Below are 14,676 nucleotides of genomic sequence, written 5' to 3'. Positions count from 1 at the left end.
CCTACGGTTCGGCGGCAATCAGGTTCACCTTTCAGACTATGCAGGCGGCAGGGAGCCGGATCCTCCCTGCCGCCTGGAATGCCGCTTTCAGTTGGTGAAGGTCGCCATGAGGGACGGGAAGGTGCCTCCATCTTCCCGCGGAAGCTCCGGCAGGGTCAGGCTGATCTCCTCGCCGGCCGGCACCGGCTCGCAGTACAGCTCGAAGCGAATCTCACCCCGCCGCTGATCGGCCGTGAGCGACTGGCAGGTGAGCGGCCCGGCCTGCGTGCTGACCGCAGGCACCAGGGCCTCCTGCTCCTCGGGCAGGACGAGCCCCTCCCCCTGCAGCGTGTAGCCGATCCGGGTGGCAGATTCGCCGGTCGCCACAGACGTGATGGTAAGGCTCAGGCCGCCCTCCGATTCGGTCACCTGCAGCTTCACGGAGCGGCTGGGCCGGAAAAGGGCGGCGGTCATATGCTGCTGCGGGTTCAGGTGAATCTCGAGGTCGGGCTCGAGCAGCTGGGCCGCCAGCGCCCCGAGGACGGGCACCGAAGCGAGCTGCTGCGCATACTGCGGCTGGGTGGACAGGGCGAACAGGAGCACGGCAGCCACTGCGGCCACAGATGCGGCCGCGATCCCCAGGCGGCGCCAGGCGGAGCGGCGGCCCTCGCCCCTGAGGCTCAGCTGGATTCGCTCCGCGACCTCAGGCGGGCATACCCCCTGGTTCACCCACTCCTTCAGCCCCTGTGAAAGCTTGTCGCTGATATCCTTCATCGCGTCGGCCTCCTCTGAGCAGGCCTCGCACTGCATCAGATGTGCCTCGATGGCGGCGCGCTCCTGCGGTGAGAGCGTACCGTGAAGATACGCGATCAGCTCCGTTTGGATCTGCTCACACTGCATCGACACCGCGCCCCTCCTTTCGTTCCTCGAGAGCGTTCAGGCGGCTGCGCAGCAGTTTCATGGCCGTGTGCAGCCGGGACTTCACCGTGCCCAGCGGAATGTCGAGCGCCGAGGCGATCTCGTCCAGCTGCATGTCGTTGAGGAAGCGCAGCACGACCACGGCCCGGTAGCGCTCGTCCAGGCTGCGCACCGCGTCCCACACGTCGCCGTCCAGCGGCAGGTCGATCTCGGTGACGGGGTGCGAGGCCAGGTCCTCTGGCTTCTCCACAGGAATGACCCGCATGCGCTTGCGCAGGATCTGTGTACAGGTGTTCACGAGAATGCGCCGCATCCAGGACGGAAACGCCACGTCGCCGCCCCGGAGCTGGCCAAAGGCGCGGTAAGCGCGGATGGTGGCTTCCTGCAGGGCGTCGGCGGCATCGGCTTCGTTGCCGAGAATCGCCCAGGCGGTGCGGTAGAGTCTTCCCTGCTCGGGCCGGTACAGTGCAAAGAAGCGCTCCTCCATGGTCACAGTGGTATCCCTCCTTCTCGGCGCCCCCTTCCGCCGAACGCCTCTCAAAATGAAGAGCGCGTTACACGGGAAAAAGGTTCGGCAGGCGATGCACACTACATAGCGAATCAGGTCAACTGGGCGCCGCACCGGGCGGCGAATCCAGAGACTCGACGCACCGGGCTGCGAATCCGAGGACTCAGGCGCTACCCCAGGCGACGAATCAGACAGACGAGGTGATTCGGTATGAAGGAAGCACTGGTACGCTGGACAGGTGGAATGGCTTTCGAGGCCCAGACGGGCTCCGGTCACACGGTACTCATGGACGCGCGGCGCGAGGTCGGCGGCGAGGACAAGGGCCCCCGGCCCACCGAGCTCCTGCTGGCCGCGCTGGGGGGCTGCACCGGCATCGATGTGGTCTCGATCCTGAACAAGATGCGGGTGGACTTCGACCGGGTGGAGGTCGCCGTGGAGGCCCACGAGCGGGAGGAGCATCCGCGCTACTTCGAGCGGTTCGAGATGGTCTACCGGGTCTTCGGCGCGGATGTACCCGCCGACAAGGTGAAGCGGGCGGTGGAGCTTTCGGAGACGCGCTACTGCTCCGTGGCCGGCCTCTTCCGCCACGGTGCGGAGATCACCTACCGCATCGAGATCAACGGAGAACCCGTGGAGTAACATGAGAAAGGAGCCCGGACACCTGCTGCGGGCTCCTTTTATTGTAACATAGTGACAGGTCGCCGCGTGCACAAGTGCACGGGTGCGCCCGGATTGGGCGGCGCAGCCATGCTCTCTGTTCGGCTTCAGTGTGGGCGGCCCAGCCGTCCCCCCCAGAACTCCCGGGGCGTCTACATCCGCTCGGGCGCCGAGACCCCCAGAATCCCCAGGGCGTTGGCGAGCACGGTGCGGGTGCAGTCCACCAGCAGCAGCCGGGCCCGGGTGAGCGGCAGGTCGTCGCTCACCACCCGGCAGCGGGTGTAGAACTGGTGGAAGAGGGTGGCCAGTTCGTTCAGGTACCGGGTGATGCGGTGCACCTCGCGGGCGTCCGCCGCGCCGATGATCTCCTCGGGAAACTCGGCCAGCTTGCGCATGAGCTCGACCTCGGACTCGTCGGCCAGCAGCGCCATATCGACGTCGGCCGCAGCCGGCACCTCCAGCCCCTGCTCCTGCGCCTGGCGCAGGATGGAGCAGATGCGGGCATGGGCGTACTGAATGTAAAACACCGGGTTGTCGCTGGACTTCAGGTTGGCCAGGTCGAGGTCGAAGTCCATGTGCGTATCCAGGCTGCGCATCAGGAAGAAGTAGCGGGCGGCGTCCACCGAGACCTGCTCCAGCAGGTCCTCCATGGTGACGTAGTTGCCCTTGCGCTTCGACATGCGGAACTCCTGGCCGTCCTTGAAGAGCCGGACGATCTGGGTGAACAGGATCTCCAGCGAATCCCGGGGATGGCCCAGACACTCCACCATCGCCTTCATGCGGCCCTGATAGCCGTGGTGGTCCTGGCCGAGGATGTCGATGAGGGTGGTGTAGCCCCGGTCGTACTTATCCTTGTGGTAGCAGGCGTCGGCGGCGAAGTAGGTGTATTCGCCATCGGACTTGACCAGCACCCGGTCCTTGTCGTCGCCGTACTTGGTGGTGCGCATCCAGACGGCGCCGTCCTTCTCGTAGGCCTCGCCCTTCTCCAGCAGCCACTGCACCAGCCTGGCCGGGGCGCCGGCCTCCCGGAGGGAGCGCTCGCTGAACCAGCGGTCGAACTCAACGCCGTAGCTGCGCAGCACCTCCTCCTGGCCCTTGCGGAAGTACTCAGGCGCCCAGACCTCCAGGAAGGCGAGCCGCTCCTCCTCAGGCTTCTCCAGGAAGTCGGGGTGCTCTTCCAGCAGGGCGCGGGCGCACTCGATCACGTCCTCGCCGGGGTAGTAGCCCTCGGGAATCTCGATGGTCGCGCCGCGCAACTCCTGCGCCCGCAGGTCGACGGTGCGGGCCAGGATCTTCACCTGGTTGCCGGCGTCGTTCACGTAGAACTCGGTGTGGCACTCGTAGCCGGCCCAGTTGAGCAGCCGGCCGAGGGCCGAGCCGAAAGCGCCGGCCCGGGCCTGCACCAGCACCATGGGGCCGGTGGGGTTGGCGCTGACGTACTCCAGCAGGATCCGCTGCTTCTGGCCGTGGTCGCTCTTGCCGTAGTCGGCCCCCTCGGCCTGAATCGCCGGCAGCACCTGGTGCACCCAGCCGTGGCGCAGGCGCAGGTTGATGAAGCCGGGGCCGGCGATCTCCACCGCTTCGATCCACGTGCCGTCCGTCTGCAGGTGATCCACGATCGCCTGGGCGATGACCCGCGGGGCCTTCTTCTCCTGCCGGGCCATCACCATGGCGAGGTTGGTGGCAAAGTCACCGTGAGCCTTGTCCTTCGGGCTCTCCAGCATGATGTCTGGGGCCGGACCGACCAGCACGCCCGCCGCCACCGCCCGTGCGACCGCATCCGCCAGGGCCTGGCGGATCTCGCTCTTGATCTGCTCTACAATACGCATGTCCGTCCGCCCTCCTATGAGTTGAACGAAGAAGTGCGCTATGGCCTTGAGCCTGGCGCCGCCGCCGCCTCAGATGACGCGCCTGCGCTATCCGAAGGCCAGAATCGCCTCGCGAATCAGCTTGGCCGCCAGCACCGGCGTCCGGTCGGTCTGGTCCAGCCCGGGCGCCACCTCCACCACGTCGAGCCCCACCACGTTGAGGCCGCGCATGGCGAGCACGGCGTCGATCATCTCGCGGCTGGTGATGCCGCCGGGCTCGGGCGTGCCGGTGCCGGGCGCGAAGGCCGGGTCCATCACGTCGATGTCGATGGTGACGTAGACCGGCCGGTCTCCCAGCGTCGGGATGACCTGCCGCAGCGGCTCCAGCACCTCGTGGGGAAACAGGTGGCACCGGCTCATGCCGAACTCGTACTCCTCCTGCGTGCCGCTGCGGATGCCGAACTGGTAGAGGTTGCGCGCCGGCAAGAAGTCGAGGCAGCGCCGCATGACCGTCGCGTGGCTGAGGGGGTTGCCCAGGTAATCCTCGCGCAGGTCGGCATGGGCATCGAACTGCAGCAGCACCAGGTCATCGCCGTACTTCTCGTGGGCGGCCCTCACCACCGGCAGCGTGACCAGGTGCTCGCCGCCCATCATCAGGGAGAGTTTGTCGTCGGCGAAGAGCCGGCGGGCCACCTCCTCGGCGCGGCGCAGCGTCTCCTGCACATCGCCGAAGACCACGGCCACATCGCCCAGGTCGAAGAAACTCTTCTCGGTGAGGCTCATGCGGGAGTGATAGCTGAACTCCTCCAGCCCGTATGACGCCTCCCGGATGCGCCCCGGGCCGAACCGGGTCCCGGGGCGGTACGACGTGGTGAAGTCCTGACCGATGCCCCAGAGCACCGTCCGGGCCGATGCGTAGTCGTCTGACGAGGCCATGAAGTCGGCAAGCCGCTCGATGTGCGGAAAGCCGGGCAAGTTGCGCCCGCTCACGGCTGCGCCTCCCCTTCCTGCCTGGCCTCCTGTTCGGCCTCCTGCTCCTCGGCCTCCTCCAGCAGCCTGGCCACGAAGGCCGGAAGCTGGAACGCGGCGTGGTGCACCTCAGGGGTGTAGTACTTCAGGTCGCCCAGCTCGGCGATGCGCTCCTCGGGCTCGGCCAGCAGCGGATCGTACTTCTTCGACCCCACCGTGAACGACCAGAGCCCGGTCGGGTACGTGGGCACCGCGCAGAGGTACAGCCGTGTGATGGGGAAGGACTTCCGGATGCCCCGGTAGGCCCGCTGGATCACCGATGCGTTCACCCAGGGCGACTCAGTCTGGGCGACCAAGATGCCGTCGCCGGTGAGGCAGCGGTAGACGCTGGCGTAGAAGTTGGCCGTGAATAGGCCCTCGCCGGGCCCGATCGGCTCGGAAGAGTCGATGATGACCACGTCGTACTCCGCCTCGTGCTGCTGCACCCACTGAATGCCGTCGGCCACGTGTACGTGCACCTTCGGGTTCCCCGAGAGCGCCACCGAGATCTGCGGGAAGTACTCCTTGCAGCACTCGATGACGCGCCCGTCGATCTCGACCAGGTCGACGTGTTCGACCCCCGGGTGGCGCACCACCTCGCGGGCCATGCCGCCGTCGCCGCCGCCGATGATGAGCACCCGCTTCGGATCGGGATGGGTGAGCATCGGCACGTGCGCGCCCATCTCGTGGTAGACGAACTCGTCACGATCGCAGGTCTGAAAGAAACCGTCCAGGGCCATGAGGCGCCCCCACTGCGGGGTCTCCACGATGATCAGTTCCTGGTACGGGGTCTTCTCGTGGTGCAGGACCCTGGTGGCGCGGACGGAGAGCCGCATATCCTCCGTCTGATTCTCAGTCAGGAAGAGTTCCACGGGACCATGGCTCCTTTCCAGCGCACAGAACGAGGTAAAGTACCGTCAAATTATAGCACAAGCCCCTGTGGGCAGCAAAAGCAAAACAAGACCCAGCCGCAGAGGCTGGGTCCTGATGATGCTGGCGGAGAGGGTGGGATTCGAACCCACGGTAGACACAAGGCCTACTACGGTTTTCGAGACCGTCGCCTTCAACCGCTCGGCCACCTCTCCGTATGGCGCAGGGGTTGTGAGCTGTGTGTCGTGGGCTGTGGGAAATGGTGAATCGGAAAACAGTTTCGCCCACCGGCGACGCGCGGCGCACGAAGGCCGGCAGGCAAGAGGTTGGAGCTGGTGGCCGGACTCGAACCGGCGACCTGCTGATTACGAATCAGCTGCTCTACCGGCTGAGCTACACCAGCGAGCAAAAAGTGGTGCGAGGGCCGGGATTCGAACCCGGGACCTCACGGTTATCAGCCGTGTGCTCTGGCCAACTGAGCTACCCTCGCATTTGGTGCAGATGGGGAGACTCGAACTCCCACCGGGAGTGGTTACCCGACACGGTCCTGAGCCGTGCGCGTCTGCCAATTCCGCCACATCTGCGGGTCTGGCGGAGGCGACGGGATTCGAACCCGCGATCTCGGCCGTGACAGGGCCGCATGTTAGGCCTCTACACCACGCCTCCGCATAAATTCAGGGCGCCTCAGGCGGCAACGGGAATGCCGACCTGCAGGCGCCAATATGACGCCTTGGTGCGCGGTAGAGGATTCGAACCTCTGACCTCATGAACGTCAATCATGCGCTCTCCCAACTGAGCTAACCGCGCATCTTGCTGCGGCGGCCTGTGGAACCGCCGCCTGGTGGAGCTAAGGGGAGTCGAACCCCTGACCTCTTGAATGCCATTCAAGCGCTCTCCCAACTGAGCTATAGCCCCAAAACACTGGAGCGGGTTACGAGACTCGAACTCGCGACCTCCACCTTGGCAAGGTGGCGCTCTACCAACTGAGCTAAACCCGCAGAATCTGGTGGGGAGAGGTGGATTCGAACCACCGAAGCGTTACGCAACTGATTTACAGTCAGCCCCCTTTGACCACTTGGGTATCTCCCCGCCAGTGGTGGCCCAGGCCGGAATCGAACCGGCGACACCGCGATTTTCAGTCGCGTGCTCTACCAACTGAGCTACCGGGCCGTATGAGCTGTGAGTTGTGGGCCATGAGCGGTGGGCGGTTGAGAGTAGTGAGTGGTGTGTCGTGGCTGGTAGGTGGTTGGTTGGCTGCTGGTGATGGGCGATTTTGCGCTGTCGGCAGTTCTGGGTTGGATAGATGAGTGCCGGGCGGCGCGTGCACGGGTCGCCCGGCACCTCAGACGCTCTGGTAGCGGTGGCTGGATTCGAACCAGCGACACTGCGGGTATGAACCGCATGCTCTAACCAGCTGAGCTACACCGCCATGAGACTGGAGCGGGTTACGAGACTCGAACTCGCGACCTCCACCTTGGCAAGGTGGCGCTCTACCAACTGAGCTAAACCCGCAGGATGGCTCCGGCAGTAGGATTCGAACCTACAACCCTCCGGTTAACAGCCGGATGCTCTACCGTTGAGCTATGCCGGAATGAGGTGCCGGCACGTCTGGTTGGGGATCCTGGATTCGAACCAGGACTACCTGATCCAGAGTCAGGCGGGCTACCGTTACCCCAATCCCCAGCAAGTTCGACGCGCGACCCCGGCAGCAGAATCACCGGGGCCGCTTGTCGTTAAACTAGTTTGGGCAGCGACCTATTCTCCCCCTTGCGGAGTACCTTCGGCCCTGGAGGGCTTAACTTCCGTGTTCGGTATGGGAACGGGTGATCCCCTCCGGTATCGCCACCCAAAAACGCTGAGGTCTTACCCTCAAAACTGTACAGTGAGGCGTCTGCAGGGGGCGCAGCCCCCGAAGACGCCCGGCGCCAGCAGGTGCTGCGCAGCAGCACCCCTGTATACGCCGACATGCTTTGCGAAATCAAGCCCTCGGCCGATTAGTACCGGTCTGCTCCACGACTTACGCCGCTTCCACTCCCGGCCTATCTACCTGGTCATCTTCCAGGGGCCTTACTCCCTTCACGGGATGGGAGATCTCATCTTCGGGTCGGCTTCGCACTTAGATGCTTTCAGCGCTTATCCGTTCCGGCCTTGGCTACCCAGCGGTGCCCCTGGCGGGACAACTGGTACACCAGCGGGCCGTCCACCCCGGTCCTCTCGTACTAGGGGCAGATCCCGTCAAATCTCCTGCGCCTGCGATGGATAGGGACCGAACTGTCTCACGACGTTCTGAACCCAGCTCGCGTACCGCTTTAATCGGCGAACAGCCGAACCCTTCGGACCGACTTCAGCCCGAGGATGCGATGAGCCGACATCGAGGTGCCAAACCTCCCCGTCGATGTGGACTCTTGGGGGAGATCAGCCTGTTATCCCCAGGGTAGCTTTTATCCGTTGAGCGACGGCCCTTCCACTCGGTACCGCCGGATCACTAAGCCCGTCTTTCGACCCTGCTCGACCTGTCTGTCTCGCAGTCAAGCCCGCTTCTGCCTTTACACTCCCCGGATGATTTCCAACCATCCTGAGCGGACCTTTGGGCGCCTCCGTTACCTTTTGGGAGGCGACCGCCCCAGTCAAACTGCCCACCTGGCACGGTCCACTACCCCGATCCAGGGGTCCGTGTTAGAACTCCGATGCTGCGAGGGTGGTATCCCAACGGCGCCTCCACTGAATCTGGCGACCCAGCTTCCAAGGCTCCCACCTATCCTGTACACGCACCACCAAAGTCCAATGCCAAGCTACAGTAAAGCTCCATGGGGTCTTTCTGTCCAATCGCAGGTAACCTGCATCTTCACAGGTATTTCAATTTCACCGGGTCCCTCGCTGAGACAGTGCCCAAGTCGTTACGCCATTCGTGCGGGTCGGAACTTACCCGACAAGGAATTTCGCTACCTTAGGACCGTTATAGTTACGGCCGCCGTTTACTGGGGCTTCGGTTCAAAGCTTCGGCCTTGCGGCCTGACCTCTCCCCTTAACCTTCCAGCACCGGGCAGGCGTCAGCCAGTATACGTCGCCTTCCGGCTTAGCACTGACCTGTGTTTGTGGTAAACAGTCGCTTGGGCCTCTCCTCTGCAACCTCCCCCAGCTTTGAGGCGTCTCTCCTCTCACCAGGGAAGGCCATCCTTCTCCCGAAGTTACGGATGCATTTTGCCGAGTTCCTTAGCGAGGGTTCTCCCGCGCACCTGAGGATTCTCTCCCCGCCTACCTGTGTCGGTTTGCGGTACGGGCACCCCGGGTCTCCCTAGCGGCTTTTCTCGGCAGTGTGGCGTCAGGGGCTTCCCTACTTCAATTCGGTCGGCGTCACGGCTCACGTTTAGTCCGACGGACTTCCCTGCCGGACCACGCTTCCCGCTTACCCCGGCACGACCAACGGCCGGGTCCCCCTAGCCTCCTGCGTCCCCGCATCGGTCAAGCGACCCGTAGGTGGTACAGGAATGTCGACCTGTTTCCCATCGCCTACGCCATTCGGCCTCGGCTTAGGTCCCGACTGACCCTGAGCGGACGAGCCTTGCTCAGGAATCCTTAGGCTTTCGGTGGACAGGATTCTCACCTGTCTTTTCGCTACTCATACCGGCATTCTCACTTCCATGCAGTCCACATGTCCTTCCGGTCATGCTTCTGCCCGCATGGAACGCTCCCCTACCGCGTGAGCAGTGAGATGTGAGTAGTGAGTAGTGGGTCACTGCAGTCTTTGCATCAACGTGTAGATCTGCTTCCCGAGCTGTTCGTACCCGGATATGACTTTGTCCATCGCAGCGATCTCGTAACCGAGATCCCTGGCCAGACTCAGAAGGACGTACATCTCGTTGGCAGACCCCAACGCAATCCGCAAAAAGTGTCGGAAGTCAGCGGCTGAATCGCGCCGACCGAATCCCTCGGCGATGTTCGCCGGGATGGACACGGCCGCTCGACGCAACTGCTGTCCCAACTCAAACTGTTCGTGGGCCGGAAATCTACGGGTCAGCCGGTGCACCGTCAGCGCCAGTTCGTAGCCCTGCTGGTACACCCGCAGATCCTGAAAACTCCGGACCCCACTCACTGCTCACCACTCACCTCTCACCGCTCACACCCGCAGCTTCGGTGTCCTGCTTAGCCCCGAGTATTTATGGCGCAGCGTCATTCGACCAGTGAGCTATTACGCACTCTTTCAATGATGGCTGCTTCTAAGCCAACATCCTGGTTGTCTCTACAACGCCACATCCTTGACCACTTAGCAGGAACTTCGGGACCTTAGCTGGCGGTCTGGGCTCTTTCCCTCTCGACGACGGACCTTAGCGCTCGCCGTCTGACTGCCGGCCATACTTGCTGGCATTCGGAGTTTGACTGAGTTCGGTAACCGGTGTAGGCCCCTAGCCCAATCAGTGCTCTACCTCCAGCAAGCTCACATGCCGACGCTAGCCCTAAAGCTATTTCGGGGAGAACCAGCTATCTCCCGGTTCGTTTGGCTTTTCACCCCTATCCACAGCTCATCCGGTAGCTTTTCAACGCTAATCGGTTCGGGCCTCCACGGGGTCTTACCCCCGCTTCACCCTGGCCATGGATAGATCACCGGGTTTCGGGTCTACAGCCACTGACTACGCCCTCTTCAGACTCGCTTTCGCTTCGGCTCCGGGCCTGAGGCCCTTAACCATGCCAGTGACCGTAACTCGCCGGTTCATTCTGCAAAAGGCACGCACTCACGCTCGTACGGCGCTCGTACTGCTTGTAGGCACACGGTTTCAGGGTCTCTTTCACTCCGCTCCCGCGGTGCTTTTCACCTTTCCCTCACGGTACTGGTTCACTATCGGTCGCCAGGCGTATTTAGCCTTGGAGGGTGGTCCCCCCGGATTCCCACGGGATTCCTCGTGTCCCGTGGTACTTGGGATCCGCCTTGCGGCCCCTCGCCTTTCGCCTACAGGGCTTTTACCTTCTGTGGCCGGCCTTTCCAGACCGGTTCGGCTAGACTCCGGGCATCGCATTCTCGGCGTCCCGCAACCCCAGCGCCGATTGCTCGGCGCTGGTTTAGGCTCCTCCCCGTTCGCTCGCCGCTACTGAGGGAATCTCGGTTGATTTCTTTTCCTCGTCCTACTGAGATGTTTCAGTTCGGACGGTGCCCTCCGCACAGCCTATGGATTCAGCTGTGGGTGACTGGCCATTACGCCAGCCGGGTTGCCCCATTCGGAGATCCCCGGATCTACGCCTGCTTGCGGCTCCCCGAGGCTTATCGCAGCTTTCCACGTCCTTCATCGGCACCTGGCGCCAAGGCATCCACCGTGTGCCCTTCCTAGCTTGATTTCGCTAAGAATCGCATGTTCACTGTGCAGTTTTCAAGGTACGACCTGGGGTTCTTCTCGAACCCTCAAAACTAAACAGTGCAGAATCGGTCCGCCAAACGGCCGTCAATTCCCCCCAGCCCGTTTTGGTGGGCTGAGTATCGACCTGGGAGTCTCCCCCTTGCTCAGGGGGAAAGCTCCTTAGAAAGGAGGTGATCCAGCCGCACCTTCCGATACGGCTACCTTGTTACGACTTCACCCCAGTCACCAGCCCCACCTTCGGCGGCTGCCTCCCCTTGCGGGGTTAGCTCACCGACTTCGGGTGTTGCCAGCTCCCATGGTGTGACGGGCGGTGTGTACAAGGCCCGGGAACGCATTCACCGCGGCATGCTGATCCGCGATTACTAGCAACTCCGACTTCACGCAGGCGAGTTGCAGCCTGCGATCCGAACTGAGACCGCCTTTCAGCGATTGCCTCCCCCTCGCGGGTTCGGGGCGCTCTGTGACGGCCATTGTAGCACGTGTGTAGCCCAGGACATAAGGGGCATGATGATTTGACGTCATCCCCACCTTCCTCCGGTTTGTCACCGGCAGTCTCGCATGAGTCCCCACCTTTACGTGCTGGCAACATGCGACAGGGGTTGCGCTCGTTGCGGGACTTAACCCAACATCTCACGACACGAGCTGACGACAACCATGCACCACCTGTCTCGCCGTTCTCCCGAAGGAGCACTCCCGCATTTCTGCAGGATTCGGCGGATGTCAAGCCCTGGTAAGGTTCTACGCGTTGCTTCGAATTAAACCACATGCTCCGCTGCTTGTGCGGGCCCCCGTCAATTCCTTTGAGTTTCAGCCTTGCGGCCGTACTCCCCAGGCGGAGTGCTTATTGCGTTAACTACTGCACGAGGGGGGTCGATACCCCTCACACATAGCACTCATCGTTTACGGCTAGGACTACCAGGGTATCTAATCCTGTTTGCTCCCCTAGCTTTCGCGCCTCAGCGTCAGTTACTCCCCAGGCAGCCGCCTTCGCCACTGGTGTTCCTCCCGATCTCTACGCATTTCACTGCTACACCGGGAATTCCACTGCCCTCTAGAGCACTCAAGCCCATCAGTTTCAGAGGCACGCCCGGGGTTGAGCCCCGGAGTTTCACCCCTGACTTAACAGGCCGCCTACACGCCCTTTACGCCCAGTAATTCCGGACAACGCTCGCCCCCTACGTATTACCGCGGCTGCTGGCACGTAGTTAGCCGGGGCTTCCTCGCCTGCTACCGTCAAACCCTGCCCATTTCCTGACAGGGCCCTTCTTCGCAGGCAACAGAGCTTTACAACCCGAAGGCCTTCCTCGCTCACGCGGCGTTGCTGCATCAGCCTTTCGGCCATTGTGCAAAATTCCCGACTGCTGCCTCCCGTAGGAGTCTGGGCCGTGTCTCAGTCCCAGTGTGGCCGGTCGCCCTCTCAGGCCGGCTACCCATCGTCGCCTTGGTGAGCCGTTACCTCACCAACTAGCTAATGGGCCGCGGACCCCTCCTCTGCCAGCGCCAATCGCTCTAGCGCCTTTTCTCCCAGCCCCATGCGAGGCCGTGAGCTTATCCGGTATTAGCAGGCCTTTCGGCCTGTTATCCCAGAGCAAAGGGCAGGTTATCCACGTGTTACTCACCCGTCCGCCGCTAGGCTTTGAAGCCGAAGCCTCAAAGCCCCGCTCGACTTGCATGTCTTAGGCACGCCGCCAGCGTTCGTCCTGAGCCAGGATCAAACTCTCCGTGGAAAAGTTCGATTGGCTCGATTGAAGTACTCGGCTCGCTTGGCCTTTCCTCTTCTGCACTGTCTAGTTTTCAAGGTTCGAGACCGCCGCGCCGCCGATTACCGGTGGCTGGCAGGGATATATTTTAGCAGACCCGCTGCTCGGCTGTCAACCTGTGAACTCCTGCCAGTGAGGCCGTTTCGTTCACTCCGCAACCGACAGCGACGACTACTTTACCACACCCGGACGAGCTGCGCAAGTATGCAAAACCTGGTCCAGCAACCAGATTCGCTGCCCTGGGGGCTTGCGCCCCGGGCGGGCATTCGTATTTTAGCACGGCCCGGACCGGCCTGACAAGCGCGTTCGGGCCTTCCAACACCAGAGGCGAACAGAACCGATAGTTGGTCGAGAGCTATACCGCCCGCCCCCGCCATCGCACCGGCCAACACTAATCGAGTAGGAGGGGGCGGCTAGCCCCCGTCCTCTCACACCACCGGACATGCGGGTCCGCATCCGGCGGTTCGCCAAGATTGACGAGTAGCTTCATAGCATTCGGTCAGGCTTATCAGCCCCTGGGCACGCCAGTAGGCGTTGCCCAGGGCGTTGTGTAGTGGGCCACCTGCCATCCGCCACGGGCCTTTACGGCTGTTGGCGAGTTGGCAGACTACCCATTCGGGCAAACCGAGGGCGCGCAACTCCCGAAAGCGCGTGCGTACACGCTTCCACTGCTTCCATACGCATGCTCGCAGCCGACGCTTCAGCCATCCTTCGAGTCTTTCAAAGGCTGACCTGGCATCGGAGAGCGCGTAGTACCCAACCCAGCCCCGCAAGTAAGCGTCAGGCGTCGGATTCGGTCCTCCATACTCTCGCTGCGGTTGCGGTCCGTCAGCGTGCGAAGCTTGTCCTTCACGCGCTTCAGGCTCTTCGGTGCCAGCCGGATGCGCACTCCCCGGCGCTTGTAGAAGCTAAACCCGAGGAACTGCCGCTTCCATGGCCGGTCCACTGCGCTCTTCTCCTCGTTGACCTTCAGCCGTAACCGCTCCTGCAGGAAGTGGCGCACGCTCCTGTAGACCCGTTCTCCCGCCCGTTTGCTGCGGACGTAGATGTTGCAGTCGTCGGCGTACCGGACGAAGTGGTGCCCGCGGCGCTCCAGCTCCTTGTCGAGGTCATCCAGCAGGATGTTCGCCAGCAGCGGGCTCAGCGGACCGCCCTGTGGCGTCCCTTCCTCCGTCGCCGCGACTACCCCGTTCAGCATGACCCCGGCCTGTAAGTACCGCCGGATCAGCCGCAGCACTCGCTTGTCCGTGACGTGCCTTCCTGACCGCGTCATGACCCCGCCGCCCCGGCCGAAAGCCGTAGCTGGATTCGGAGAATGTCGGGTCAAAGATTGGCGTCAGTACTTGCAGGAGTGCCTGCTGGATCAGGCGGTCCATCACGGTGGGAATACCCAACATCCGCTTGCCGCCGCCCGGTTTCGGGATTTCGACCCGGCGGACTGGCTGCGGTCTGTAGGTCCCCCGGAGCAGTTCCTCACGGATGCGGCTCCACTCTGCGCGGATCTGGTCCCGCAGCCGTTCGGTGGGGACACCGTCCACGCCTGGGGCGCCTCCGTTCCGCTCCACCCGTTTCAGGGCGGCCAGCATGTTCTGCCTGGCCACCACCTGCTCCATCAGCTTGCCTTGCTCCCCGCGGGGTGACGCTCCGCCTTGTGCCGGCTGCCCACTCCGCCCTCTCGCCGTCCCTTGCGGCTTCACCGCTACCTCCGGTGAGCAGGCCCCGTGCGGGGTTTTCTGCGTTTGTCGCGGGCTGCTCGAACGCAACGGGTTCACCCCTCTCCTGACGTTCGGCCCTTCCCGGTCGGGGCGTCCCCCTGCCGG

General features: G+C 63.1%; 6 protein-coding genes, 14 tRNA genes, 3 rRNA genes and 1 pseudogene. 1 reads left to right on the top strand and 23 read right to left on the bottom strand.

Annotated elements, in window-relative coordinates; translation table 11 throughout:
* Nucleotides 1-87 precede the first annotated feature (87 nt).
* Both ACZ45O_RS14265 and ACZ45O_RS14260 read right to left on the bottom strand, forming a co-directional pair.
* Nucleotides 88-879, bottom strand: coding sequence for an anti-sigma factor family protein (locus ACZ45O_RS14265; protein WP_464857782.1), 792 nt, complete (start codon nucleotides 877-879; stop codon nucleotides 88-90).
* The gene (locus ACZ45O_RS14260; protein ID WP_464857780.1) at nucleotides 869-1,384 is read right to left on the bottom strand and encodes an RNA polymerase sigma factor; all 516 of its coding nucleotides are present in this window, start codon (nucleotides 1,382-1,384) and stop codon (nucleotides 869-871) included. The genes ACZ45O_RS14265 and ACZ45O_RS14260 overlap by 11 nt, the downstream gene beginning before the upstream one ends.
* 231 nt (nucleotides 1,385-1,615) lie before the next feature.
* Here ACZ45O_RS14260 and ACZ45O_RS14255 point away from each other — a divergent pair, with 231 nt between their 5' ends.
* Nucleotides 1,616-2,044, top strand: a complete 429-nt coding sequence (locus ACZ45O_RS14255) for an OsmC family protein (RefSeq protein ID WP_464853882.1) — start codon at nucleotides 1,616-1,618, stop codon at nucleotides 2,042-2,044.
* A 170-nt stretch (nucleotides 2,045-2,214) separates the two neighbouring features.
* Here ACZ45O_RS14255 and argS read toward each other — a convergent pair whose 3' ends face one another.
* From argS to ACZ45O_RS14150, 21 genes and pseudogenes are all read right to left on the bottom strand, one after another.
* A complete protein-coding gene (gene argS, locus ACZ45O_RS14250; protein WP_464853880.1) occupies nucleotides 2,215-3,891 on the bottom strand; it encodes an arginine--tRNA ligase in 1,677 nt (558 codons plus the stop codon).
* An 87-nt stretch (nucleotides 3,892-3,978) separates the two neighbouring features.
* Nucleotides 3,979-4,860, bottom strand: coding sequence for an agmatinase (gene speB / locus ACZ45O_RS14245; RefSeq protein ID WP_464853879.1), 882 nt, complete (start codon nucleotides 4,858-4,860; stop codon nucleotides 3,979-3,981).
* The gene (speE, locus tag ACZ45O_RS14240; protein WP_464853877.1) at nucleotides 4,857-5,750 is read right to left on the bottom strand and encodes a polyamine aminopropyltransferase; all 894 of its coding nucleotides are present in this window, start codon (nucleotides 5,748-5,750) and stop codon (nucleotides 4,857-4,859) included. Before speE ends, speB begins: the two co-directional genes overlap by 4 nt.
* 122 nt (nucleotides 5,751-5,872) lie before the next feature.
* A tRNA-Ser gene (locus ACZ45O_RS14235) sits at nucleotides 5,873-5,963 on the bottom strand.
* Between the two features lie 112 nt (nucleotides 5,964-6,075).
* Nucleotides 6,076-6,151, bottom strand: a tRNA-Thr gene (locus ACZ45O_RS14230).
* A gap of 10 nt (nucleotides 6,152-6,161) precedes the next feature.
* A tRNA-Ile gene (locus ACZ45O_RS14225) sits at nucleotides 6,162-6,238 on the bottom strand.
* 3 nt (nucleotides 6,239-6,241) lie between these two features.
* Nucleotides 6,242-6,332, bottom strand: a tRNA-Leu gene (locus ACZ45O_RS14220).
* A 5-nt stretch (nucleotides 6,333-6,337) separates the two neighbouring features.
* Nucleotides 6,338-6,414: transfer RNA gene (locus ACZ45O_RS14215), tRNA-Asp, on the bottom strand.
* Nucleotides 6,415-6,479: 65 nt separating this feature from the next.
* Nucleotides 6,480-6,555 (bottom strand) — tRNA-Val (locus ACZ45O_RS14210).
* 32 nt (nucleotides 6,556-6,587) lie between these two features.
* Nucleotides 6,588-6,663 (bottom strand) — tRNA-Ala (locus ACZ45O_RS14205).
* 7 nt (nucleotides 6,664-6,670) lie between these two features.
* Nucleotides 6,671-6,746 (bottom strand) — tRNA-Gly (locus ACZ45O_RS14200).
* 6 nt (nucleotides 6,747-6,752) lie between these two features.
* Nucleotides 6,753-6,837: transfer RNA gene (locus ACZ45O_RS14195), tRNA-Tyr, on the bottom strand.
* A gap of 5 nt (nucleotides 6,838-6,842) precedes the next feature.
* Nucleotides 6,843-6,918 (bottom strand) — tRNA-Phe (locus ACZ45O_RS14190).
* Between the two features lie 182 nt (nucleotides 6,919-7,100).
* Nucleotides 7,101-7,177 (bottom strand) — tRNA-Met (locus tag ACZ45O_RS14185).
* A gap of 7 nt (nucleotides 7,178-7,184) precedes the next feature.
* Nucleotides 7,185-7,260 (bottom strand) — tRNA-Gly (locus ACZ45O_RS14180).
* A 4-nt stretch (nucleotides 7,261-7,264) separates the two neighbouring features.
* Nucleotides 7,265-7,339 (bottom strand) — tRNA-Asn (locus ACZ45O_RS14175).
* An 18-nt stretch (nucleotides 7,340-7,357) separates the two neighbouring features.
* Nucleotides 7,358-7,431, bottom strand: a tRNA-Gln gene (locus ACZ45O_RS14170).
* A 59-nt stretch (nucleotides 7,432-7,490) separates the two neighbouring features.
* A 5S ribosomal RNA gene (gene rrf / locus ACZ45O_RS14165) occupies nucleotides 7,491-7,598 on the bottom strand.
* Between the two features lie 124 nt (nucleotides 7,599-7,722).
* Nucleotides 7,723-11,076 (bottom strand): 23S ribosomal RNA (locus ACZ45O_RS14160).
* A gap of 183 nt (nucleotides 11,077-11,259) precedes the next feature.
* Nucleotides 11,260-12,823: ribosomal RNA gene (locus ACZ45O_RS14155) — 16S ribosomal RNA — on the bottom strand.
* Together the 16S, 23S and 5S rRNA genes with 14 tRNA genes alongside form the textbook arrangement of a ribosomal RNA operon.
* Before the next feature lie 461 nt (nucleotides 12,824-13,284).
* A pseudogene (locus ACZ45O_RS14150) lies at nucleotides 13,285-14,469 on the bottom strand (group II intron reverse transcriptase/maturase).
* Between the last annotated feature and the right edge of the window lie 207 nt (nucleotides 14,470-14,676).

The organism is Symbiobacterium turbinis (assembly GCF_055383075.1).
The sequence above is the reverse complement of the archived record's forward strand: the minus strand, read 5'-3'. Positions and strand labels throughout refer to the sequence as shown.